This is a genomic window from Sorangium sp. So ce426, from assembly GCF_051475585.1.
In the GTDB taxonomy this organism is placed as follows: domain Bacteria; phylum Myxococcota_A; class Polyangia; order Polyangiales; family Polyangiaceae; genus Sorangium; species Sorangium cellulosum_B.
Map to the genome: position 1 here is coordinate 9,125,206 of NZ_CP150341.1, position 24,039 is coordinate 9,149,244.

Sequence of the window (24,039 nt, forward strand, 5' to 3'; positions counted from 1 at the left end):
CAGGGCTCCAGGATCGCGCCGCGCGCCTTCCGACGCACGGCCGCCACCGGTCTCCTCGATCGGGTATTTCCTTAAGACGTACGCCCGCTTGGCCGCGACGCGCGCCCCAATGAGCACTGGACGCAGCGCTCGCCTCGCTGGCAGGCTGCGCGCCGGCGAGGCGCCTCGTCCGAGTCCGCGGTGAGCGATGCAGGCAGGTGACATCATCGACGGCCGGTTCTGCATCGAGCACCTCGCGGCCTCGGGCGGGATGGGGGCCGTCTACCGGGCCCGCGATCAGGAGACCGGCGAGGCGGTCGCGATCAAGCTCCTGACCACCGAGAGCGCCCAGCACCTCGTCCGCTTCGCGCGCGAGGCCCAGATGCTCGCGGCCGCCCGGGTGCCCGGCGTCGTGCGCTACGTCGCGCACGGCGCCACCGCGTGGGGGCAGCCGTTCCTCGCCATGCAGTGGCTCGACGGCGAGACGCTCTCCGACCGGCTCACCCGCCAGGGCCTCACCCTCGAGGAGACCCTGGAGCTCGGCGTGCACGTCGCGAGGGCGCTCGGCGCCATCCACAGGCTGGGCCTCGTCCACCGCGACCTGAAGCCGAGCAACCTGCTGCTCGAGGGCGGCTCGCTCGAGCGCGTGCACCTCATCGATTTCGGCCTCGCCCGCGCCGTCGCCGACGAGCCGCTCACGGCCGCCGGGCTCGTCCTGGGCACGCCCGGGTACATGGCCCCCGAGCAGGCGCGCGGCGAGATCAGCGTCGACGCCCGCGCCGACGTGTTCGCCCTCGGCTGCATCCTCTACCGCTGCCTCACCGGCCGCGCCGCCTTCCAGGGCAACGCCGGGCTCGCCGTGCTGATGAAGGTCCTCCTCGAGGAGCCACCCCGCGCGCGTGACCTCCGGCCCGGCACCCCCGCCGCGCTCGACGATCTCGTCGCCCGCATGCTGGCGAAATCCCCGCTGGATCGGCCGGCCGACGGCGGCGCCGTGGCGGCCGAGCTCGCCACGATCGGCGCGCCCGAGAGCAGCGTCGGCGGGCCCCGCTCCTTCCCGCCGCGCGCCGTGGAGCTCACGACCGGCGAGCGACGCGTGACCTGCCTCGTGGTCACCCGGGAGCGCGCCATGAACGCATGCGCCGCGGCGGAGCCGCGCCGGGGCAACGGAGGCGCCGCGGCGGAGCCGCACCAGGACGACGCATGCGCCGCGGCGGAGCCGCGCCAGGCAGAGCTCTGGCAGCTGCACGACGTGGCCGAGCAGTACCGCGGCGAGCTCGAGCTCCTCGAGGGCCGCTCGCCGCTCATCGTGCTGTCCGGCGCGGGCGCGCCGACCGACCTCGCGGCGCGGGCCGCCCGGTGCGCGCTCGCGCTGCAGGAGCTGCTCGGCGGCGCGCCCGTCGCGCTCGCCACCGGCCGGGCGGAGCTCTCGGCGCGCGTGCCCGTCGGCGAGCTCATCGACCGCGCCTTCCAGATGCTCGCCGCCCACGACGACCGCTCCCTCCCCGCCGGCGTCCGCATCGACGAGGTGACAGCGGGCCTCATCGGTATGCGGTTCGACGTCACCGAGGACGCCGCGGGCCGCGTCCTGCACGGGGCGCGCGACGAGCGGACCGCGCAGCTGCTCGGCAAGCCGACCACCTACGTGGGCCGCGAGCGCGAGCTCGCCATGCTCGTGGCCGAGGTCGATCGCTGCATCGACGAGGGCGCCGCGGGCGCGGTGCTCGTGACGGCCGAGGCCGGGATGGGCAAGTCGCGCCTGCGAAAGGAGCTCATCCGCAAGCTCCGCGAGCGGGGAGACAGGATCGAGGTCTGGATCGGCCAGGGCGACCCCATGGGCGCCGGCGCGGCCTTCGGCCTGCTCGCGAGCGCGCTGCGGGACGCCCTCGGCGTCGCCGACGGCGAGCCCCTGGAGGCGCGGCAGCGCAAGGTCCGGAGCCGCGTGGAGCACTACGGGGGCACCGACGCGCCCCGCGTCGCGGCCTTCCTCGGCGAGCTCGTCGGCGCGCCGTTCCCCGACGAGCACGACGTGCAGCTCCGGCTCGCGCGGCGCGACGCCGTCCTGATGGGCGACCAGCTCCGCCACGCCTGGGAGGGCTTCCTCCGGGCGGCGTGCCGCGCGGGGCCCGTGCTCCTCGTGCTCGAGGATCTCCAGTGGGGCGACCTCCCCACCGTCACGATGGTCGACGAGGCGCTGCGCCAGCTCAAGGACATGCCGCTGCTCGTGCTGGCGCTGGGGCGTCCCGACGTGCGCCGGCTCTTCCCGAAGCTCTGGGAGGGCCGGCTGGCCCACGAGCTCCACCTCACGCCGCTCCCGCGCCGCGCGAGCGAGCGGCTCGTGCGCGAGGCGCTGGGCGCGCACGCGACGCACGACCTCGTGGGGAGGCTCGTCGAGCGCGCCGACGGCAACGCGTTCTTCCTCGAGGAGCAGATCCGCGCGGCCGCCGAGGGCAACAGCGAGGGCCAGCCGGAGACGGTGGTGGCCATGGTGCAGGCGCGGCTGGAGACGCTCGACGCCGAGGCGCGACGGCTCCTCAGAGCGGCGAGCATCTTCGGCGAGACGTTCAGGTCGAGCGCGGTCGCGGCGCTCCTCGGGAGCGCCGACATCGCGCACGTCCTCGCGGAGCTGCTCCGGCGCGAGGTGATCGTGCGGCGGGGCGAGGGGCGGCCGCGGGACGACGCGGAGTACTGCTTCCGCCACGCGCTCGTCCGCGAGGCGGCCTACGGCATGCTGACGGCGCGCGACCTCCGCATCGGCCACGCGCTCGCGGGCAGCTTCCTCGAGGCAGCCGGCGAGGGCGATCCGAGGGCGCTCGCCGAGCACTTCGAGCGCGGCGAGGAGCCCGAGAAGGCCGCCGAGTGGTACCTGCGCGCCGCCGACAGCGCGCTCCGCGGCAACGACCTCGCCGAGGCGATCGCCTGCGCCGAGCGCGGCATCGCCTGCAGGCCGGATCCCGCCGCGGTGGGGGCGCTCCGCCTCGTCGAGGCCGAGGCGCTGCTCTGGCGCGGCGAGCCGGCCCTCGCGGAGCAGCGCGGGATCGAGGCGACGCGGCACCTCGTGCCGGGCTCGGTGGCGTGGTTCTCGGCGTTCACGCAGCTCGCGGGGGCGGGGCACAAGCAGGGCCACTACGAGCGCGTCGAGCGCTGGATGATGGTCGTCCTCGGCACCGAGCCGCTCGACGGCGCGCGCATCGCGAGGAACGCCTGCCTGCTCGAGGGGGCGATCGTGCTCCTGCTCGGCGGCCGCTACGCGTGCGTCGACGCGCTGATCGACGCGGTCGAGCGCGCGACGGAGGACGCGTCGGCCGCGGATCTCATGATCGAGGCGAAGCTCCTCTACCTGCACGGGCTGCTCCGGCAGCACAACGGCGATCCGAGCGCCTGCATCGCGAGCATGGGCGCGGCGCTCGCCGCGTTCGAGGACATCGGCGATCGCCGCGAGGCGTGCCGCGCGCGGCTCAACATGGGCCTCTGCTACGTCCAGTTCGGGTACTTCGAGGCGGCGGCGGGGGTGCTGCGCGCAGGGCTCGAGGAGGCGGAGCGGATGGCGCTCGACGACCGGGTCCCGAACGCGCTGCAGAACCTCGGCCTCGCGCTGGCCCACGCGGGCGAGGTCGACGCGGCGAGGGCGGCGCTGCGGAGCTCGATCGAGGCGCTCGAGCGCCGCGGCGACAGGCGGCGGGAGTGCGAGAGCCGGCTCCAGCTCGCGCGCGTCCTGCTCCTCGCGGGCGAGCCCGCGCTCGCCGAGGCGGAGGCGCAGGCGGCCGAGGCGCTCGCGCGGGGGGTGCCGGAGCGGCTCCCCGCGGCCATCGCGGCGCGCGCGCGCGCGCTGCTCGATCTCGGGCGCGCCGGCGAGGCGCTCGCCGCCACGACGCAGGCCCTGTCCCTGCTCGAGTCGGGCCGCCGTGACGAGGAGGGCCCGCTGGTGCGCCTGGTCCACGCCGAGGCGCTGGCCGCGACGGGCCAGATGGCCGAGGCCAAGGGCGCCATCGCCCTGGCCCGCAACGGCCTGCTCGTGCGGGCCGGGAGGATCGGCGATCCCGTCTGGCGCGAGCGCTTCTTGCGCGATGTCCCCGACAACGCGCGGATCCTGGAGCTCGCGCAAGGCTGGCTCGACGGAAACGGGCCCTGAAGCGTCAGCCGCCCTGTGGCGAGAGGCGATCACGGCGTCCGGCGGAGCCCACATGGCGGTGATTCCGGCCGTCGGGCGGGAGCATCTTTTTGTCACCCGGGACAGGAGACGTCGCAAGTAAGCTGAGCCTCTATCTCTGACCTCGTGTTCGAACACAGGGAGGCAGCTCCATGCTCAGGTCGTCCGTCGTTCTGATTCCCCTCGTGGCCCTCGCCGTGTCTGTCTCGTGCAGCAGCGAAGACACATTCCGGCCTCCTACGACGGGGGACCTGCCCTCGGGCGGCGCCACGACCAGCGGCGGGCAGGGCGGCGGCACCGGCGGGCAGGGCGGCGGCGCCGGTGGGCAGGGCGGCACCGGCGGGCAGGGCGGCGTCGGTGGGCAGGGCGGCGCCGGTGGGCAGGGCGGCGCCGGTGGGCAGGGCGGCGTCGGTGGGCAAGGCGGCGCCGGCGGGCAAGGCGGCGCCGGCGGGCAAGGCGGCGCCGGCGGGCAAGGCGGCGCCGGCGGGCAAGGCGGCGCCGGCATGCCGAGCTGTTCCAACGGCGTGAAGGACAGCAACGAGACGGACGTCGACTGCGGCGGCGCCTGCGCAACGCCGTGCCGGGTCGATCAGGCGTGCGCGGAAGCCGCGGACTGCTTCTCAGGGCGGTGCGAGGAGGGCGGCGGGGGCAGCGGCGGCGCCGGGCGCGCGTGCGTGGCGGCGCGGTGCGACAACGGCGTGAAGGACGGCGACGAGACGGACACCGACTGCGGCGGCGGCGCCGCGCCGCGCGACGACAACCCGGCGTGTCCGCCGTGCAAGACCAGCAAGGGCTGCGCGGCGGGCTCGGATTGCGAGTCGTCGAGCTGCGTGAACGGCCAGTGTCTGGAGCCGACCTGCAGCGACAGGGTGAAGAACGGCCAGGAGACCGACGTCGATTGCGGCGGGATCTGCCCCGGCTGCCCGCCCGGCGACGCGTGCTCCAAATCGACCGACTGTATCGAGCTCGTCTGCCACGAGCAGGTCTGCCAGGCCGCGACCTGCAGCGACGGCGTGAAGAACGGCAAGGAGACCGACATCGACTGCGGCGGCACGGAGGGGTGCAGCACCCGGTGCCCGGCGGGGCAGCGTTGCAGCGGCAACGCCGACTGCGCGACGTCGATCTGCAACGCCACGAACCGCGTCTGCGCGTGCCCGGCGTGGATGGTGATCTCGCCCGTGAGCGGCGGCGGGAGCTACTGCATCGATCAATACGAGGTGACGAAGCAAGAGTACGATCTCTTCCTCCAGGCGAACCCGGTGCTCGCCGGCATGCCGGCGGAGTGCGCGGGGAACATCTACCGTCCCTCGGGCGGGTGGCCTTACACGGAGGGGCGAGTGCCCGTCACCTACGTCGACTGGTGCGATGCCTACGCGTACTGCTCCTACATGGGCAAACACCTCTGCGGCAGGATCGGCGGAGGCGCGAGCTCGCCAGCCGACTTCGCGAGCCCGACGCGGAGCGAGTGGTTCAACGCATGCTCCGGCCAGGGCGTGAACGAATACCCGTACAGCGATCTCTATAGCGAGGCGACCTGCAAGGTGGACGACCCGATCGGCGATTTCGCCAGGAAGCCCGTGCCCCCGAGCCCGATCCCGCCGATCTCGGCCTGCGAAGGCGGAATCACGGGCCTCTTTCATATGAGCGGCAACGTGGCGGAGTGGGAGAACTCCTGCGACGCGCAGGGCAACTGCCTCGTCCGCGGCGGCTCGCGGGCCTCGCAGCAGGACGACGATGACATCGCGCACGACACGCTGAAGGCGGCCAGGTGCGATGCGCTCCTGGACCAGGATCGCCTCACCCCGTCTGCGGACATCGGCTTCCGCTGCTGTCTCTGAGCGTTCGCGCCGGGTACGCGCCAGGCGGCGGCGCTCACCGGCGCCGCCGCCCGGCCGACGAGCTCACTGCGTCGGTTCGGGATCGCAGCCGTAGAGGACGTCGACCGCCGCCATGGCGTCGTCCTGGACCAGCCGGCACGCGTCGGGGCAGAGCGTGATCATGTCGTTCTCGATGTAGAAGGAGCCCGGGGCGCACGCCGCCGCGCTCGCCACCTGGGCGAACGATTGCGGCTCGCTCCCGTCGCCGGGCGTGTACTGGACGACCACGGTCGAGAGGTCGATGATCTCCCCAGGCGGCGAGTCCGGCACCGCGAACTCGCACGCGACCACCGCGCCCGTGATGACGCCCTCCGCGATCGCCTGGAACACAACGTCATAAGACTCCGTCTGGCAGAGCGGGAACCTGAGGCCGCCCGTCCTCTTGCTGAGCGTCTGGTAGCCCGTGCCCGGCTCCACGGCGGTGCCGCACGTCTCCTCGACCACGTCCGCGTCGGGCGCGTAGGCGTCCGTGGCGGTCGTGTTCTCGTGGAGCCCGACGATGCTGTGAAAGACGTAGTTGGGCGCGGTCGCGTCGCCGAAGACCGCCGGGTCCAGGCCGAACAGCAGCTCCTCGAAGTCCGTGGCGACGTCCTCCCAGGGCTGCCGCGTGTCGTCGATATAGATGTTGCGGGGGAGATGCGTCGACTGGCAGCCCACGTGGTCGTCGGTGATCACGGTGATCACCTTGAACGAGTCCTCGCGCACCCACTCCGACCACCCGGACGGCGCCACGCCGTGCTCGTCGGGCAGGCCGCCGTTGTAGCTCCCGAGGAGCACGCAGAGCGCGTCGTTGCTCCTGATCTCGTGGCTGTAATGGTAGAAGACGGGCGGGTTGTTCCCCGGCGCCTCGGGGACGGGGGAGCAGCTCTCGGTGCTGAGCGGGGCGCCGACGCAGATCGAGTCGTCTTCCTCCGCCGTGCCGTGCGCGGAGATCATGATGACGCGGTAATCGATGCCGCTCTCGCCGATGATCGAGGCGAAGCTCTCATTGATGTTGTTCTGTACGCTGATGATCTCGTTCGCCATGCTGGGCGAGTTGTCGATGACGAACACGATGTCGACCGGCCGCTTCGTGAGCGTGGCCTCGGCGACCGTGGCGACACAGGCCGTATCGGGCGTCACGGGGCCGCTGCCACCCGTGTTGGAGCCGCTGGAGCCGTTGCCGATCATCCCCCCGTCGTCACCGCCCTCGCCGCCCCCGCCCCCGCTCCCGCCCGCGCCGCCCTCGCCGCCCCCGCCCGCGTCGCCGGCTCCACCGACGTTCGCTCCAGCCGTCGCGCCCGCGTCGCCCTCCCCCCCGGTGCTGCAGGAGCACCCTGCGGCGCCGGTCATCACCAGAACACCCAACCCAAGAAGCGGAACCACCATGGTAGACCGGGAGAGCTTCACATGAACCTCGACCGCTAGGGCGCATGAACGCGCTATTTCAGATTGCACAATTGCAACGAGATGTGGTGACGATTTTGACCTGACCGCGATTTTTCTCGGAGGCTGTCCCATGACATGTGTCATGGAAGCGTCTTTGTCATTCCACGTGGTGCGCACGGCGAGGCGCGGCGGATGGAGGCGCGGGCACGGCCACGTGGCCAAGCGCCACGCTCCACGCGCAGCGCGAAGCGAGGGCGCCAGCTGCAAAGCGGCGCCGCGGCGCGTCGGGCGCCTCGGCTCCTCGGACGCTCCGCGTGGGCTGGATGGTCTCTGCACAATGCGCCCCTAGGATGCAGGTATGAGCCTACGTCATGACTTTCCTCGCATCGGCATCGATGCGATCGCGCTCGCCGTCCCCCGCCGCTTCGTCGAGCTCACCGAGCTCGCCGAGGCGCGGGGCATCGCGCCCTCCAAGTACCTGACCGGCCTGGGGACCCGCCGGATGGCGATCGCCGCGCCCGACGAGGATCCGATCACCCTCGGCGCCAACGCGGCCCGCCGGCTGTTCCAGCGGTCGGGCGCGAGCCCCGCGGACATCGGGCTCTGCGTCGTGGGCACCGAGACGGCCGTGGACCACGCGAAGCCGGCGGCCTCCTTCCTCCACGGCCTGCTCGGGCTGCCGAGCGCGTGCCGGGTCTTCGAGGCCAAGCACGCCTGCTTCGGGGGCACCGCGGGCCTCCTCAACGCGGTGGACTGGATCGCCTCGGGCTCGGCCCGGGGCCGCGCCGCGCTCGTCGTGTGCTCGGACGTGGCGCGCTACGCGCTCGGCTCCGCGGGCGAGCCCACCCAGGGCGCCGGCGCCGTGGCGCTGCTCGTGCGCGAGCGCCCGCGCCTCCTCGAGATCGAGGTCGGCCAGACCGGCACGTACGCGCGCGACGTCTACGATTTCTGGCGGCCGCTCCACCACAAGGAGGCGCTCGTCGACGGCCACTACTCGGTGCAGTGCTACCTCGACGCCCTCGCCGGGGCCTACGGCGACTGGCGCCGCGTGGCGGGCGACGGCGATCCCCTCGCGCGCACCTGCTACCACGTCCCCTACGGCAAGATGGCCCGCAAGGCCCACCGCCACCGGCTGGCGATGGACGGCCTGACCGAGCAGGCCGCCGACGAGAGCTTCGCCGTCGAGGTGGAGCCGTCGCTCGACCTGCCGTCGCGCATCGGCAACATCTACACGGGCTCGCTCTACCTGGCGCTCGCGTCCCTGCTCAACGCGGAGGCCCGCGCGCTCGAGGGGCAGCGCGTCGGGCTGTTCAGCTACGGCTCGGGCTGCTGCGCCGAGTTCTTCGCGGGCAGGATCGGGCCGGAGGCCGGGGCGCTCGTGGGCGCCCTCGAGATCGACGCCCCGCTCGACGGGTGCCGTCGCGCCTCCGTCGCGGAGTACGAGGCGCTGCGCCAAGGCGACGAGGCCGCCGACCGCCGGCCGGCGCCCGAGGGCGCCGAGCGCGGGGGCGCGAGCCTCGACGGCCGGGTGGTGTACCTGGGGCTCGACTCGAGCGAGCGGCGCGTCTACGCGAACGAGTGAGCGCCGGAGCGGGCAGCTCGCTCAGCCGGAGCTGGACGAGGGGGACGTGAGCTCCGAGAGCTTCACGGTGAAGAGCTCCGCCCCGCCGGCCGCGGCGACGACGACCCGCAGCGTGCCGGAGGGGACCGGTCGCTTCAGGCGCGCGGCGACCGCGCGCGTGACCGGCGCGAGCGGCGCGATGCTCTCGGCCATCGCCGAGCGCGCCATCACGCCGACCAGCATCGGCGCGCGCTCGCCCGCGGCCAGGGCGGCGCGGAGCATGCGCTCCGGTTCGAGAGCCGGGTCGCGCTGCTGCAGGCCGATCGCGATGAGGTAACCCGTCGGTTCTCGCAAGGAGAGGAGATAACCCGTCAGCGGCGCGGAGGCGCTGCCGCGGGCCGGGAGGCTCTGCAGCAGGCGCGCGAGCTCCGGGCGGTGTTCGGCGAGCAGCTCGGCCCGCTCATCGTGATCGGACATGCCCGCCCGCCCCTGCTTCGCCTGGGCGTTCGGCGTGAGACCGCGATTCCGCGGGGTGATCGTCGCTGCGTCTTTCGGGACCATGTTCCTCCAGCGAGGGCTCTTGCCCTCCGTGTTGTTTGTTCCGGTCACCGCGCCGCGCGTGTCACGAAATCGGACGCGCCCGCGCGTCGCTCGCAAACGCCGGCCGCGCGGCGACGGCTGCGCCCCTCCTCCATCGCGAGGGCGCGGCCCCCGTCCGCGGCGAGGGCGCGGACCTTGCGATGAGGCGCCGCGAGCTCGCTGCCCTCCGGCGCGGAGCGCTCCGGCGCCCGGCGCGCCCGCGCGGAGGAGAGCCAGCCAGAGGGAGATCCAGCCTATGCGAGGTCGAATAGGGAGGATGGGACAGGTGATGGCCGCAGCCGCCATGGTGGGGGGCTGCGCCTCCACCGAGGCGCCGCGAGACCCCGCGCCGCCGGTGGACGGCGCGGCGGCGGCGCCCGCGGCGACCGACACGGCGCCGGGCCCCGCGCGCCTGCGGGCGGCGTACATCGCGGCCGTGCAGGCGTCGGCGCCCGAGGGCTACCGGGTGATCGAGGCGTCCCCGGGCGGGAACGAGGCGAGCCTGCGCGCGCCGAACCCGGCGCACCGGCTCGCGGCCGATTTCAGCGCGTCGGGCGTGCGGATCGCCCCGGAGGGCGAGGCGCGGTGGAGCTTCTCGATGGCCGCCGCCCGGTACGGCTGCGCGGGCGATCTGCGCGAGGTGCCGCGCGCGGCCCCGACCGCCACGGAGAACCGCGTGGAGCTCCGCCGGCAGGGCGCGTCGCCGGGCGAGGGGCTCGTGGAGTGGTACGTGAACGGTCCGCTCGGGCTGGAGCAGGGCTTCACGGTGCCCGGGGCGCCGCCCTGCCTCGCCCCCGGGGACCAGGACCTCGTCATCGAGCTCGCCCTGGGCGGCGATCTCCGCGCGACGCCGCTCGCCGGCGGCGACGGGGTCGCGCTGCGCGAGGCGTCCGGCGCGGTGGCGATGCGGTACACGGATCTCCACGCCACCGACGCCGCGGGGCGGACGCTGCCCGCGTGGATGGAGCTCGGCCCGGGCGAGCGCACGCTGTCGCTGCGCGTGGACACCGCCGGGGCCGCGTACCCGGTGACGGTGGATCCGCTCGCCGCCTCGGAGCGGACGGCGCTCATCGCGGTCGACGGCTCGACCCCGATCCACCTGGACGGCGACGCGATCGCCATGTCGGGCGACACCGCGATCGTCGGGGCGCCCGGGAGCGCGGCGTACGTGTTCGTGAAGAGCGGCGGCGCCTGGACGCAACAAGCCAGGCTCGTCCCGGCCGACGGGGCCGCGGGCGACGGCTTCGGCGCCTCGGTCGCGATCTCGGCGGACACCGCCGTGGTCGGGGCGCCCTGGGGCACCGGGGGCGCGGGCGCCGCCTACGTGTTCGTGCGGAGCGGGGGCGTGTGGTCCGAGCAGGCCAAGCTCGTCGCGAGCGGAGGGCCGTCGAACCCCGCGGGCGGGGCGGTGGCGGTCGACGGGGACCGGGCCGTCCTCTCCGCCGAGACGTCGGCCTACGTGTTCTCCCGCAGCGGCGGCGCCTGGAGCGAGGAGGTCGAGCTCGTCGCCCCGGCCGGCGCCAACGCCTGGAGCGCGCCGCCCGTCGCGATCGAGGGCGGCACGGTGGTCGTGGGCTCGCCGGGGGACAGGTGGTGGATGGAGGACGACGGCGTGGGCGCCGCGTACGTCTTCGAGGCGAGCGACTGGGGCGACGCGCACAGGCTCGCGGCGCACCCGCCGGAGACGTACGATCGCTTCGGCAGCTCGGTCGCGATCTCGGGCGGGCGCATCGTCGTGGGCGCGCCGGGCACCGACAGCCCGCCGATGCCGTGGTACCGCCTCGGGCGGGGAATGGCCTACGCGTTCGACCGCGGCGCGAGCGGCTGGATCCGGGAGGCCAGGTTGATCGCGGGCGACGGCAGGACCGGGGACGGCCTGGGAGGCGCCGTCGCGGTCTCCGGCGGCGCGGCGGTCGTCGGCGCGCTCCTGGCCGATCGCTTCGATCAACCGGACGCGGGCGCGGCGTACGTGTTCGTGCCGACGGGGGGCGAGTGGGTCGAGGGCGCCGAGGCGAAGCTCGCCGGCAGCGGACCGACCGGCGGCGGGTTCGGCAAGACCGTCGCGATGTCGGGGAGCTCGGTCATCGTTGGCTCTCCCGCGTACGCGTTCGAGCTCGCGCAGGACGGCGACGCCGACGGCGTGATCGACGCGGACGACAACTGCCCTGACGCCGCGAACCCGTCGCAGGTGGACAGCGACGCCGACGGGCAGGGCGACGCGTGCGACCCGCGGTGCGTGACCTTCCGGCGCGGCCTCGGCGGCGACGTGGCCGACGCGACGCTCTGGCAGGCATCGCCCACGTGGAACGACGGCGCCAGCACCGCGCTCTCGACGGGCACCGGCACGGGCGGCGTCCGGCGGAGCCTCCTCCGGTTCAACCTCGCCAGCGTCCCGGCGAGCGCCGAGATCGCCTCGGCGACGCTGTCGCTGTACCAGACGTACAAGATCGAGAGCAGCACCGTGCGCGTCCACCGGGCCACCGCCGCGTGGACGGAGTCGGGCGTCACGTGGGGCAACTTCGGCGGCGGCGGCCAGTTCGATCCGGCGATCGCGGCCTCCTTCGTCACCGGCGGGCCCGGCGGCACCACCGGCTTCCGGAACGTCGACGTGACCGCGCTGGCGCAGGCCTGGGTGAGCGGCCAGCTCGCCAACCACGGCGTGCTGATCGAGGAGGACACGGTGACCCGCAGCTCGCTGCGCAGCAGCGAGAGCGGGAGCAGCGCGGAGCGGCCGGCGCTCACGATCTGCTACCACGACACCTGCGAGGACGGGATCCAGAACGGCGCCGAGTCCGGCGTGGACTGCGGGGGCCCGAGCTGCGCGCCGTGCGCCTCCGGCAGTGTCCTCTGGAGCAGGCGCTTCATCAACGGCTGGTACGAGTCGATGCGCGCGCGCGCCGTCGCGGTCGACGGCGCGGACAACGTGATCTTCGGCGGCTACGCCTATGGCCCGGTCGACTTCGCCGAGAACGGCGCGCCGGCCCCCATGGAGCTGTGGAACACCCAGTTCCTCGTGAAGCTCGACCCCGCGGGGTACGGGCAGTGGAACAGGCGCCCGCTCCTCGGCAACACCGTCCTGAGCGTCGCCGCGTCGGGGGCCGGCGAGCTGCTCGTGGGCTCGGACTCCGGCTTGCAGCGGTACAGCGCGTGGGGCGAGCTCGTCGCGGAGGTCGAGGGCCTTTACCAGGTCGAGGTCGCCCAGGCCGGCTCGGACGCCGCGCTCGCCAGCGTCCTCTGGGACCCGGTCGATCTCGGCACCGGCCCCCTCGGTGGCGCGCCGGGCAGCGAGCTCCTTGTCGCGAAGCTCGGCGCGGCGGGCGCGCCGATCTGGACCAGGACCTTCGCGGCGAACCCGTACGACAGCGCCCCGACGAGCGTCGCCCTCGACGGCGCGGGCAACGTCATCGTCCTCGGCAGCTTCAACGGCTTGCTCGACCTCGGCGGCGGACTGCTGGCGAGCTCGCCCGCGGCTCAGGGCACGTACCTGGCGAAGTTCGATGCGGCCGGAAATCACGTCTTCAGCCAGGTTGTCTCCGGGGCGCCGGGCGACGGCGAGGTCGCCGCGACCTGGTCCGGGGACCTGGTCGTCGCCCTGGGAACGACCGTGACCAGGTTCACCGGCTCGGGCGCTCCCCTGTGGAGCGTCGATACGAGCGGCCTCGGCACGCTCTCGAGCACCTGGGACATCAGCTCCGTCGCCGTGGACAGCGCCGGCAACGTGTTCGTCAACCCCCGCGGCGCGATCGCGAAGCTCTCGCCGTCGGGCGCCGTGCTGTGGTCGGTCGACCCGATGGGCAGCGCGGACCGCGGCCAGATCTTCGATCTGGCGGTGGACAGCGCCGGCAACGTGATCGGCGTGGGCACGTACGACCACGAGGACGCAATCGTCGTGAAGCTCGCCCCGTAGCCCGGGCAGCGCCCCGGCGCGCTCGCCGTCGTCGCGGGCTCCTGGCCGCCTGGCCAGGAGCCCGGGATCACGAGCTCCGCGCGCGCGCGGTCGACTCCAGCCCGCCGGGCACGAAGTCCGTCCCCTTCTGGACACGGTCGTTCCACGTCTCGGGGGGCTTGCCAGAAGGCACCTCCCTCATCGTGATGCACCCCGGCACCGGGCACACGAGCGCACACAGATTGCAGCCGATGCACTCCTCCTCGTCGACGAACGGGATCCGCGACGGCGCCGCGTCCCCGCTCGGATCCGCCGTCACCGCGCGATCCGGGAGGACCTTCGGGAGGTGGGTGTGGCCCGCCGCGCGCGCCTCCGCCTCCGTCCTCCCCGGCAGGTGGATGCACTGGTGCGCCCCGTCCATGCAGGCGACGTAACAGAGCTGGCACCCGATGCACTTGTCGGCGCTGATGTCCGCGACGACGCGGTACGAGAGGTCGAGCTCGCCCCACTCCTGGACCTGCGGGATCGCCCTGCCGCGCAGCTCGTTCACCGAGCGCATCCCGTGGTCGTCGAGCCAGTCGCCGAGCCCCTCGATCATCTCCTCGACGATGCGGTAGCCGTAATGCATCACCGCGGTGCAGACCTGGACGCTCGTCGCGCCGAGCGCGATGAACTCGGCGGCGTCGCGGGAGTTCGAGATGCCGCCGATGCCGGAGATGGGCAGCCGGCCGACGCCGGGGTGGCGCGCCAGCTGGCTCAGCAGGTGGAGCGCGATCGGCTTGACCGCGGGCCCGCAATAACCGCCGTTCGTCGACGCGCCGCCGACCCGCGGGAGCGGGACCATCCGCTCCAGATCGACGCCCATGAGCGACTTGACCGTGTTGATCAGCGAGATGCCGTGCGCCCCGGAGCGGAGCACGGCCTCGCCCGGCTCCAGGATGTCGCCGACGTTGGGCGTGAGCTTCACGATGACCGGCGTCGTCGCGAACTCGACGGCCCAGCGCGCGATCTCCTGGAGGACCGCCGGCTCGTTGCCGACGGCCGAGCCCATGCCGCGCTCGCACATCCCGTGCGGACAGCCGAAGTTGAGCTCGAGCCCGTCGGCGCCCGTGTCCTCGGCCTTGCGGATGATCTCGCGCCACTCGTCCTTCGTCTCGACCATCAGCGAGGCGATGAGCGCGTGGCCCGGGTAACGCCGCTTGATCTCGCGCATCTCCTTGAGGTTCACGTCGAGCGGGCGATCGGTGATGAGCTCGACGTTGTTGAGCCCCACGAGCCGCGTGTTGCCGTAGTCGATGCCGCCGAACCGGCTCGACACGTTGACGATCGGGTTCCCGAGCGTCTTCCAGACGGCGCCGCCCCAGCCGGCGTCGAAGGCGCGCCGGACCTGATCTCCGGTGTTGGTCGGCGGCGCCGAGGCGAGCCAGAACGGGTTCGGGCTCTTGATCCCGGCGAAGTCGATAGAGAGGTCGGCCATCGCTCAGCTCCCTTGCGGTGAGGGCACGGGCGCCGCGCCGCCCGCCCGCGTCATCATCGCTTCGTGCATCGCGCGCGCGGCGATCTTCGCCTCGGCGACCGCGTTGACGACCTCCTTGCCGCCGTTCACGCAGTCGCCGCCGCTGTACACCTTCGGGTTGCCCGTGCGGTGCGTCGCCGGGTCGACCACCACGCGCCCCCTCGGGTCGAGCACCACCCCCTCGAACGCGAGCGCCACCTGCGTCGCCCGGCTCTGCCCGATCGCGACAGCGACGAGGTCGGCGGGCAGGAGCTCCTCTCCGGCCGGTCCCGGCGCGGGGCCCGCGCCCGTGTCGGCGGGCGCGATCCGCAGCGCGACGACCTTGCCGCCCTCGCGCACCACCTCGACCGGCACCCGGTTCTCGACGAGGCGCGCGCCGGCGACCCGCGCGCCCTCGAGCTCGTGCGCGTAGCCCGACATCTCGGCCTCGGAGCGGCGGTACACGACGGCCACGTCGACCCCGAGCAGCGAGAGCTCGTGGGCGACGTCGAGCGCCGTGTTGCCGCCGCCGATGACGACCGCGCGCCGCACGCCCGCGAGGTCGAGGCCCGGGTCGGCCTTGAGCCGCTCGATGAACGCTGTCGCGCCCACAACGCCGTCGCCGTCCTCCCCGCGGAGGCCGAGGCGCGCGTCGGCGCCCAGGCCGAGCCCCAGGAAGACCGCGTCGTACTCCGCGACCAGGTCGCGCGCGGAGACCTCCCCCGGCCCGGCCGCCTGCGCGACGACCGAGACGCCGGCGCGGAGCTCGATGTCCCCGAGCGACAGGACCCACTCGAGCTCGTGGAGCGCCTCGTGCCCCTTCATCTTGTAAGGCGCGATCCCGAGCGTGTTCAGGCCGCCGGGGATGGCCTTCCGCTCGAAGATCACGGCGCGGTGCCCCTCGAGGGCGAGGTAGCCCGCCGCGGCGATCGACGCGGGCCCCGCGCCCACGAGCGCGACGCTCTTGCCGGTGGGCGGCTTCGCCCGGAAGATCCGCGGATCGCGCGCGAGGGCCGACTCGACAGCGTAGCGCTGGAGGCGGCCGATCGCGATCGGCTCGCGCCCCCACCCGTTGTAGACGCAGTCGCCCGCGCAGAGCACCTCGACGGGGCAGGCCTGCCCGCACGACTGGCCGAGCAGGTTGGCCGTGAGGATGGTGCGGGCCGCGCCCTTCACCTGACCGGCCGCGATCTTCCGGATGAACGTCGGGATATCGATCGCCGTCGGGCACGCCTTGACGCAGGGCGCGTCGACGCAATAGAGGCACCGGTTCGCCTCGGCGATCGCCTCGGCGTCGTTGTAGCGCGGGCTCTTGTCCTCGAATCGCTCTTCGATCCGGCCGGACGGGAGGGCTGAGAGGCGTATCGGGGCTCGGGTCATGCTGGCGCTCGCGCGGCTCCTCTCGAATGGTGCGTGGTGGGTGGTGACTAGAAGGCCTGGGCTCCCTGGGTCGGGCCGAGCCGGCGCGGGAGGTAGCGCCCGGCGCCCCGCTCCACGTCGAGCTTGCCGTCCACGCACTGGACCCGGCCGTTGACGATGACGTGCGTCGGCTTCCCCTTCACCTCGAAGCCCTCGAAGATGCTCCGATCGCACCGGTGATGGTGGGTCTTCGCGGAGATCGTGCTCGTCCCCTTCGGATCGAAGACCACGAGATCCGCGTCGCCGCCCGGCACGATCGAGCCTTTGCGCGGGTACAGCCCGAAGATCTTGGCCGGCTGCGTCGAGAAGAGATCGACGAAGCGGTGGACGTCGATCCGCCCCGCGAGCACCCCGTAGGTCCAGAGCAGGGCGAGACGGTTCTCGATGCCGGCGGCGCCGTTCGGGATCCGCGAGAAATCGTCCTTGCCCATGTCCTTCTGGCCGACCTGGTTGAAGGGACAGTGGTCGGTCGCCACCGTCTGGATGAGCCCCGACGAGAGCGCGGCCCACAGCGCGTCCTGGTGGCCCTTCGGCCGGATCGGCGGGCTCATCACGTAGGCCGCCCCCTCGAAGCCGGGCTTCTCGTACACCGAGTCGTCGAGCAGGAGGTACTGCGGGCACGTCTCGGCCATGACCACCTGGCCCCGGCTCCGCGCCTCGGTGACCGCGGCGAGCGCCTCCTTGCAGGTGAGGTGGACGATGTAGATCGGCTCGCCGATCATCCGGGCGAGCATGATCGCGCGCCCCGTCGCCTCGCCCTCGATCGGCGCGGGGCGGCTCTGCGCGTGGTACCGCGGGTGGGTCTTGCCCTCCTTCAGGAGCTTCTTCTGGAGTGCGACGACCGCGTCGCCGTGCTCGGCGTGCACGGTCACGAGCGCGCCGAGGCCCTTGGCGGCCTGCATCACCTGGATGAGCTCCGGATCGTCGACGCCGATGGCCCCGCGGTAGGCCATGAAGGTCTTGAACGACGGGATGCCGTGCTCGCGCGTGCAGACGGCCATCTCCTCGAGCGTGTCGTCGCCGAACCAGGTGACGGCCATGTGGAAGGCGTAATCGGAGACCGCCTTCTTCGCCTTCTCGTTCCACATCGCGAGCCCGTCGAGCAGCGCCTGCCCTCGGGCCGGGATCACGAAATCGATGATCGAGGTCGTGCCCCCGGCGACGCCCGCCGCCGTGCCTGTCTCGAAATCATCGGAGCTCTCCGTCCCCATGAACGGCAGCTCCATGTGCACGTGGGCGTCGACCCCGCCGGGGAAGATGAGCTGCCCCGAGGCGTCGATCACCGTGTCCCCCGCGCGCTCCTTCGACAGCCCCGCGCCGACCGCGGCGATCTTCCCGTCCTCGCAGTAGACGTCGCCGACGAACCGGTCGCTCGCTGTGATGATCTCGCCGTTTTTGATCAGGATGCCCATGTTGCTCCTCCGCGGGTGAGCGCCGGGCGGCGGGTCCCCTCCGGAGGCGGCGCCGCCCTCCCGCCGCCCCGGGCCCTCAGGGCAGCTGTTCCGTGAGCTCGCCGTACGTCTCGGGCCGGCGATCGCGGTAGAACTGCCACGTCCTCCGCACCTCCTCGATCAGGTCGAGGTTCATCTCGGCGACGACGAGCTCGTCCTTGTCCTCGCTCCCCGTCGCGAGGAAGCTGCCCCGCGGGTCGCAGAAGTAGCTCGTCCCGTAGAACTTGCCGATGTTCCACGGCGCCTCGGTGCCGACGCGGTTCGAGGCGGCGATGAAGTAGCCGTTGGCCACGGCGTGCGCGGGCTGCTCGAGCTTCCAGAGGTACTGGGAGAGCCCGGCGACCGTCGCCGAGGGGTTCCACACGATCTCGGCGCCGTTCAGGCCGAGCAGCCGCGCCCCCTCCGGGAAGTGGCGATCATAGCAGATGTAGACGCCGATCCGCGCATACCGCGTCTGGAACGTGGGATAACCGAGGTTCCCCGGCTTGAAGAAGAACTTCTCCCAGAACCCGTTCGTGTGCGGGATGTGCGTCTTCCGGTACTTGCCGAGGTACGTGCCGTCGGCGTCGACCACGGCGGCCGTGTTGTAGTAGACGCCCGCCATCTCCCGCTCGTAGATCGGGATGATCATCACCATCTTGTACTTCTTGGCGTACGCCGCGAGCCGCTCGACCGTCGGGCCGGGGACGGGCTCGGCCACGTCGCACCATTTCGCGTCCTGCGAGGGACAGAAGTAAGGTGTATTGAAGACCTCCTGCAAACAGAGGATCTGCACACCCCTCTTCCCCGCCTCGTCGATGAACGACAGGTGCTTCTCGAACATCGCGTCCCGGATGGCCATGACGGAGGCGCCGTCATCGCCGATCGGGGTGGAGCACTGGATGAGCCCGCCAAGTACGTTCCGTGCCATCAGAACCACCTCGTGATGACGATCTTGCGCTCGGTGTAGAAGTCGATGGCCGTCGGGCCGTGCGCCTTGAGATCGCCGAAGAAGCTGCCCTTCTGGCCGCCGAAGGGGAAGAAGGCCATCGGCGCCGCGACGCCGATGTTCACGCCGACCATCCCGGCACCCACGCGGTGCTGGAACTCGCGCGCCGCGCGGCCGCTCGACGTGTAGATCGACGCCGCATTGCCGTACTCGCTCCGGTTCGCGATCGCGATCGCCTCGTCGAGGTCGTTCGCGCGCATCAGGCACGCGACCGGCCCGAAGATCTCCTCGGTCGCGATCACCATCCCTGGCCGCACGTCGTCGAAGACCGTGGGCCCCACCCAGTTGCCGTCCGGATACCCCTCGACCCTCGCGTCCCGGCCGTCGAGCAGGAGCGTCGCCCCCTCCGCCACGCCCTGGTTGATGTACGAGAGCACCCGGTCCCTGTGCGCCGCCGAGATCACCGGGCCCATGGTCACGCCCGGCTTCGAGCCGTCGCCCAGCACGATCCCCTTCGCGTGGCGCACGAGCCCGTCGCGCACGGCCTCGTAGGTGTCGCCGACGCACACGACGACGCTGCCGGCCAGGCATCGCTGGCCGGAGCAGCCGTAGATGGACTCGGCCACGTTGGCGACCGTCATCTGCCGCTCGGCGTCCGGCATCACGACGAGGAAGTTCTTCGCCCCGCCGAGCGCCTGGACCCGCTTGCCCGCCTCCGCGGCGCTCTTGTACACGTGGCGCGCGACAGCCGACGAGCCGACGAACGACACGCCCGCGATGTCCCTGTGCGCGCAGAAGGCGTTCACGACGTCGCGGCCGCCGTGGACCAGGTTCACCACGCCGGGCGGCAGCCCGGCCTGCTCGATCAGCTCGAAGATGCGCTGCTGCGAGAGCGGGACCTGCTCCGACGGCTTGAGCACGAACGTGTTCCCCGTCGCGATCGCGTACGGCAGGAACCAGAGCGGCACCATCGGGGGGAAGTTGAACGGCGTGATCGCGGCGAAGACGCCGAGCGGCTGGCGGATCGTGTGGCAGTCGATCCGGGACGCGACGTCCTCGAGGGCCTGCCCCATCAGGAGGGCCGGGATGCCGGCCGCGTGCTCGACGTTCTCGATGCCGCGGCCGAAATCGTTCCGGGCCTCGGTCAGCGTCTTGCCGTGCTCGGAGGTGCAGATCGCCGCGATCTCGTCGCGATGGGCGTCGAAGATCTCGCGCAGCTTGAAGAGGTAGCGCGCCCGCTGCACCGGCGGCGTCGCGCTCCAGCCGGGGAACGCCGCCTGCGCGGCCTTCACCGCCGCGTCGACGTCGGACGCCGTCGAGAGGGGCACCTCCGCAAGAGATTCCCCGGTCGCCGGGTTCTTCACCTCGAGGCGCGTCGCCCCCGAGGCTCGAGACCAGGCTCCGCCGACGAAGTTTTCCAGCACACGCATCGTGAAAAACCTTTCCCCCCGGCGAGGTCGTCACTCGGCAGCCCCGACCAACAGGCCGGGCGCCGCCCCTGGCTGCTGGGCATCACAGCCCACCGATCGAGCGCTACATGCGGTGGGGGCCATCCGTCAAGCCTCGGTGCGACGCGGCGCGCACACCGCACCGGCCTACGGAAGATCCCCAGCGCACATCCCGTAGTATAGACCACAGAGCAGCTGGCGGCCCACCGTGCAACTGCCCAGCAGCACGTCATGAAATACTTTGGAAATAACTCGGGTATGCCCTGGGTGGGCCGCGCGAACGACGCGAGCGACGCGCACGAGAGGACCCTGCCGCTCGAGCGACTCCATCCGCCGCGATGCCCCACGTCGAGGCGGCCCGGCGCGACTCCCTCGCCGCCGCCCGCGCCACGAGGGAGTCGCGCCGAAGCGCGGCGCGGCGCGGCCCGTCGCCCGTCCACCGGAGCACCGCATCGAAAGTCGCGCGCGGTCGTTGCTCCGTCGATCGAACCGTCCTAGGTGCACCCCATGGACCTCGCGGATCCTTGCCCGGTGGCCAGCCGCACGACTATCCCAGGGGGTGGCTGTGCGCGCTGGCGGCTCGGCGGTGCGCAGACGTAAGATCGACGTAAGATCGGTGCGCGCTCGGTGAGACGATGACGAAACCCAGCATGCTGTTCGACACGACGGAGCACGTGCTCATCGCCGTCCACGGCAGGGAACCGCCGAGCGACGAGGAATGGGAAGGGTATATGCAGGCGGCGGGCAGTCTCCCGCCCACCTGCACGAAGACTCTCGTGGTGACCGCCGGGGGGGGCCCCAACGCGAAGCAGCGGGCATCCATCAACGACTACGTGAGCAAGACCGCGCTCACGGTGGCGATCTGCACGGACGCGCTCCTCGTCCGGCAGATCGGGACTGCGCTCAGCTGGTTCAACCCGCGGGTCAAGGCGTTCCGGGGCAGCGACGTCGTGGCCGCGCTGCGCTATCTGGAGATCACCGGGCCTGAGGCCGCCGAGGTGCAACACAAGGTCACGAAGATGAGACTCGAGATCGAGGGCCGGCCGTCCCGCGCGCCGCGCTGACCCGCGGGCCGCCGGGGAGATCGCGGCGACGCCTGGGGCGCGGGGGTGGTAGGAGGGTGGCAGGAGGGGGACCGAACCACCGCGATGAACACGACCCGCTGGCAGCAGCTCATCTCCTCGCGAGCGGCGCGAGAGGCCACGAACGGCGCGTGGCGGCCCCGCTTCTTTCGCCCGGCGCGCGAGGACGACGCGGAGGAGCTCGGCCGCCTGCTCCACGACGACGCCCGGATCGAGATCTTCGACACGATCGACCGGCAGCTCGCCGATCTCGTGAAGACCCGCCACCCCCGGGAGCGCCTCGGTGAGCGGGACGTCGCGCGGCTCGTGGGAGAGCACCTGAACGGCGCCCCCGTCGAGGCCTATGGAGTCTGGGTCTACTATCCATGGTCGCACCGCCTCGTGCACCTGCTCGATGAGGCCGAGTTCGTCGAGCTGCGGACCGACCGGAACAAGCACAAGATCAGCGGCGAGGAGCAGGCGGCGCTCGCCCGCCGGCGCATCGGGGTCGTCGGCCTCTCGGTGGGGCAGTCCGTGGCGATGACCATCGCGCTCGAGCGGGGCGCCGGCGAGCTGCGCCTCGCGGACTTCGACCACCTCGATCTCTCGAACCTGAACCGGATCCGGACCGGCGCGCACAACCTCGACCTGCCGAAGGTCGTCGCCACGGCGCGCGAGATCGCCGAGCTCGATCCGTTCCTCCACGTGACGTGCTTCCCCGAGGGGGTCACGGAGGACAATATCGAGCGCTTCCTGCTCGACGGGGGCAAGCTCGATGTCCTCGTGGACGAGTGCGACAGCCTCGATATCAAGCTCCTGCTCCGGGCGAGCGCGCGCGCCCGCCGCATACCGGTCGTGATGGAGACGAGCGACCGGGGGCTCATCGACGTCGAGCGCTTCGATCTGGAGGGCGATCGGCCGATCCTCCACGGGCTCGTCGGCGATCTCACGCCCGAGCGCGTCCGCGGCCTGTCGACCGAGGACAAGGTGCCTTATGTCATGCAGATCATCGGGCAAGACGCGATCTCGCTCCGGCTCCGCGCGTCGCTCATCGAGGTGCAGCAGTCGGTGAGCACATGGCCTCAGCTCGGGTCGGCGGTCGTCCACGGCGGGGCGGCGGCCGCGGACACGGCGCGCCGGATCGCCCTCGGGGAGCCGGTGCGGTCAGGGCGGTATTATGTCGACCTGGAGGAGCTCATCAGCGGCCCCGAGGGGGAGCCGGCCGCCGCGGGCGCGCCGCGCGCGCCGGGCCCTGCCCTCGCCGCGGCGGCGGGCCCGCTCCCGGCCGCCGAGGCCGGCGCCGTCGCGCTCGACCCGGCGCGGCTGCGGCGGCTCGTCGCGGCGGGCGTGGCGGCGCCCTCGGGCGGCAACTGCCAGCCCTGGCTCTGGGTCCACGAGGGCCGTCGCCTCGGGCTGTTCCACGACCGCGCGCGCTCCGAGTCGCTCGCCGACTTCCAGGGCGCGGGCGGCGTTGTCGCGCTCGGCGCGGCCGCCGAGAACGTCGTCCTCGCCGCGCACCGCGAGGGGCTCGGCGTGCGCGTCTCGCCGTTCCCGCGCGAGGGCGACGAGGACCTGGTCGCCACGTTCGCGTTCTTCGGCGCGCCGACCCCCGGCGCCGAGGAGCACGCCATGGATGGCCTCGCGGACGCCATCGGGCTCCGGCACACGAACCGGCGCCCTGGCCAGCGGGCGCCGCTCGCGGAGGAGCACCGCGCCGCCCTCCGCGCCGCTGTCGAGTCCATCCCCGGGGCGCGCCTCGGGCTGCTCGAGGCGCCGGCGGAGCTCGACGAGATCGGCGCCCTCATCGGCGCCGGCGATCGGCTCCGGATGCTCGCCAGGCAGACCCACGCCGACATGATGCGGGAGGTCCGCTGGACCGAGGCGGAGGCCGAGGCGCGCCGGGACGGGCTGTTCGTCGGCACGCTCGAGCTCTCGCCGACCGATCTCGCGGGGTTCAAGATCTGCCGGGATTACCGCGCCCTGGAGCTCGTGCGGCGCTGGGGCGGCGGCCGGGGGCTCGAGAGGATGGCGCAGAAGGCGATCCGCTGCGCGGCGGCCGTCGGGCTGATCACCCTGCCGCGCGCCCGGCTCATCGACTATTTCCAGGGCGGCAGGGCGGTCGAGCGCGCGTGGCTCACCGCGACGCAGCTGGGCATCGCGGTCTACCCGATGACGACGTTGCCTTACCTGTTCGCGCGGCTGATCCGGGGCCGCGGCGAGGGGCTCGACGCGGAGACCGCGGAGGCCGCGACCGGGCTCCGGGAGCGCTATCTCCGGCTGTTCGACGTCGACGACGCGACCGCGGAGGTCCTGCTCTTCCGCCTGTCGCTCGCGGGCCCCGTGTCGGCGCGCTCCCTCCGCCGCCCCATCGACGACGTGCTCGTCGTGCGCTGAGCGGGCGGCGCGGGCGGCGCGCCGCGGCGGCCCGCGCAGCGCCGGCCCTCACGGCGCCGGGCGATCGCCGAAGAGCCAGCTGCGCGCGGCTGCCTCGTCCTTGAAGACCCGCACGAGCTGCGCGGTCCCCGCCTCACGGGCGATCCGGCTCGCCTGCAGCGCCGCGAGATCGCTTTGCACGAGCTCGGCGGCCCTGATCACCCCCATCGCGGTCGAGGTCGCCGCGATGTCGCGGAGGAGCTCCGTCGCCTCCTCGGAGGCGATGGAAAAGCCACGGAAGTCCACGAGGACGCGGATCCTCCGGCCATAGAGCGAGCCGAGGGCCTTCTTGTAGTCCGCGGCGTACGCCTGCGCCTCCTCGGTGCGCACGACGCCTTGCAACGTGACCTCGATGAGCGCGTTGATGAGGTCGATCTTGAGCTGGTACATGCCGCCTCACCTGG

The 24,039-nt window shown here is 72.8% G+C and carries 14 protein-coding genes; 6 read left to right on the top strand and 8 right to left on the bottom strand.

The window, feature by feature from the left end; translation table 11 throughout:
• Window positions 1-187 precede the first annotated feature (187 nt).
• Both WMF44_RS34080 and WMF44_RS34085 read left to right on the top strand, forming a co-directional pair.
• Window positions 188-4,111: a serine/threonine-protein kinase gene (locus WMF44_RS34080; RefSeq protein WP_437294221.1), complete on the top strand. Its 3,924-nt coding sequence runs from the start codon at window positions 188-190 to the stop codon at window positions 4,109-4,111.
• Window positions 4,112-4,281: 170 nt separating this feature from the next.
• Window positions 4,282-5,967, top strand: coding sequence for an SUMF1/EgtB/PvdO family nonheme iron enzyme (locus WMF44_RS34085; protein WP_437294222.1), 1,686 nt, complete (start codon window positions 4,282-4,284; stop codon window positions 5,965-5,967).
• 63 nt (window positions 5,968-6,030) lie between these two features.
• Here WMF44_RS34085 and WMF44_RS34090 read toward each other — a convergent pair whose 3' ends face one another.
• Entirely contained in the window at window positions 6,031-7,374 is a 1,344-nt protein-coding gene (locus WMF44_RS34090) for a hypothetical protein (RefSeq protein WP_437294223.1), read from the bottom strand.
• Window positions 7,375-7,732: 358 nt separating this feature from the next.
• On the opposite strand from WMF44_RS34090, the gene WMF44_RS34095 reads away from it, so the two are divergent.
• The gene (locus WMF44_RS34095; RefSeq protein WP_437294224.1) at window positions 7,733-8,956 is read left to right on the top strand and encodes a hydroxymethylglutaryl-CoA synthase family protein; all 1,224 of its coding nucleotides are present in this window, start codon (window positions 7,733-7,735) and stop codon (window positions 8,954-8,956) included.
• A gap of 21 nt (window positions 8,957-8,977) precedes the next feature.
• Here WMF44_RS34095 and WMF44_RS34100 read toward each other — a convergent pair whose 3' ends face one another.
• Entirely contained in the window at window positions 8,978-9,412 is a 435-nt protein-coding gene (locus WMF44_RS34100; RefSeq protein ID WP_437294225.1) for a hypothetical protein, read from the bottom strand.
• A gap of 391 nt (window positions 9,413-9,803) precedes the next feature.
• On the opposite strand from WMF44_RS34100, the gene WMF44_RS34105 reads away from it, so the two are divergent.
• Entirely contained in the window at window positions 9,804-13,421 is a 3,618-nt protein-coding gene (locus tag WMF44_RS34105) for a DNRLRE domain-containing protein (protein WP_437301648.1), read from the top strand.
• A gap of 67 nt (window positions 13,422-13,488) precedes the next feature.
• Here the strand turns inward: WMF44_RS34105 and preA are convergent, their stop codons facing one another.
• The 5 genes from preA to WMF44_RS34130 all read right to left on the bottom strand — a co-directional run bounded on the left by preA (window position 13,489) and on the right by WMF44_RS34130 (window position 20,123).
• On the bottom strand, window positions 13,489-14,877 hold the full coding sequence (gene preA, locus WMF44_RS34110; protein WP_437294226.1) for an NAD-dependent dihydropyrimidine dehydrogenase subunit PreA: 1,389 nt from the start codon (window positions 14,875-14,877) through the stop codon (window positions 13,489-13,491).
• 3 nt (window positions 14,878-14,880) lie between these two features.
• Entirely contained in the window at window positions 14,881-16,275 is a 1,395-nt protein-coding gene (locus WMF44_RS34115) for an FAD-dependent oxidoreductase (RefSeq protein ID WP_437294227.1), read from the bottom strand.
• A 47-nt stretch (window positions 16,276-16,322) separates the two neighbouring features.
• On the bottom strand, window positions 16,323-17,726 hold the full coding sequence (gene hydA, locus WMF44_RS34120; RefSeq protein ID WP_437294228.1) for a dihydropyrimidinase: 1,404 nt from the start codon (window positions 17,724-17,726) through the stop codon (window positions 16,323-16,325).
• Between the two features lie 76 nt (window positions 17,727-17,802).
• Window positions 17,803-18,675 (bottom strand): nitrilase-related carbon-nitrogen hydrolase, encoded by an 873-nt coding sequence (locus tag WMF44_RS34125; RefSeq protein WP_012239016.1) that lies wholly within the window; start codon window positions 18,673-18,675, stop codon window positions 17,803-17,805.
• Window positions 18,675-20,123 carry a CoA-acylating methylmalonate-semialdehyde dehydrogenase gene (locus WMF44_RS34130; RefSeq protein WP_437294229.1) on the bottom strand — a complete coding sequence of 483 codons (1,449 nt, stop codon included), beginning with the start codon at window positions 20,121-20,123 and terminating at the stop codon, window positions 18,675-18,677. The genes WMF44_RS34125 and WMF44_RS34130 overlap by 1 nt, the downstream gene beginning before the upstream one ends.
• A 653-nt stretch (window positions 20,124-20,776) precedes the next feature.
• On the opposite strand from WMF44_RS34130, the gene WMF44_RS34135 reads away from it, so the two are divergent.
• Together WMF44_RS34135 and WMF44_RS34140 are read left to right on the top strand one after the other, a co-directional pair.
• Window positions 20,777-21,205, top strand: coding sequence for a hypothetical protein (locus tag WMF44_RS34135; RefSeq protein ID WP_437294230.1), 429 nt, complete (start codon window positions 20,777-20,779; stop codon window positions 21,203-21,205).
• Between the two features lie 84 nt (window positions 21,206-21,289).
• On the top strand, window positions 21,290-23,596 hold the full coding sequence (locus WMF44_RS34140; RefSeq protein WP_437294231.1) for an Rv1355c family protein: 2,307 nt from the start codon (window positions 21,290-21,292) through the stop codon (window positions 23,594-23,596).
• Window positions 23,597-23,644: 48 nt separating this feature from the next.
• On the opposite strand, the gene WMF44_RS34145 is transcribed toward WMF44_RS34140, so the two are convergent.
• Window positions 23,645-24,025 (bottom strand): STAS/SEC14 domain-containing protein, encoded by a 381-nt coding sequence (locus WMF44_RS34145; RefSeq protein ID WP_437294232.1) that lies wholly within the window; start codon window positions 24,023-24,025, stop codon window positions 23,645-23,647.
• Window positions 24,026-24,039: the final 14 nt, after the last annotated feature.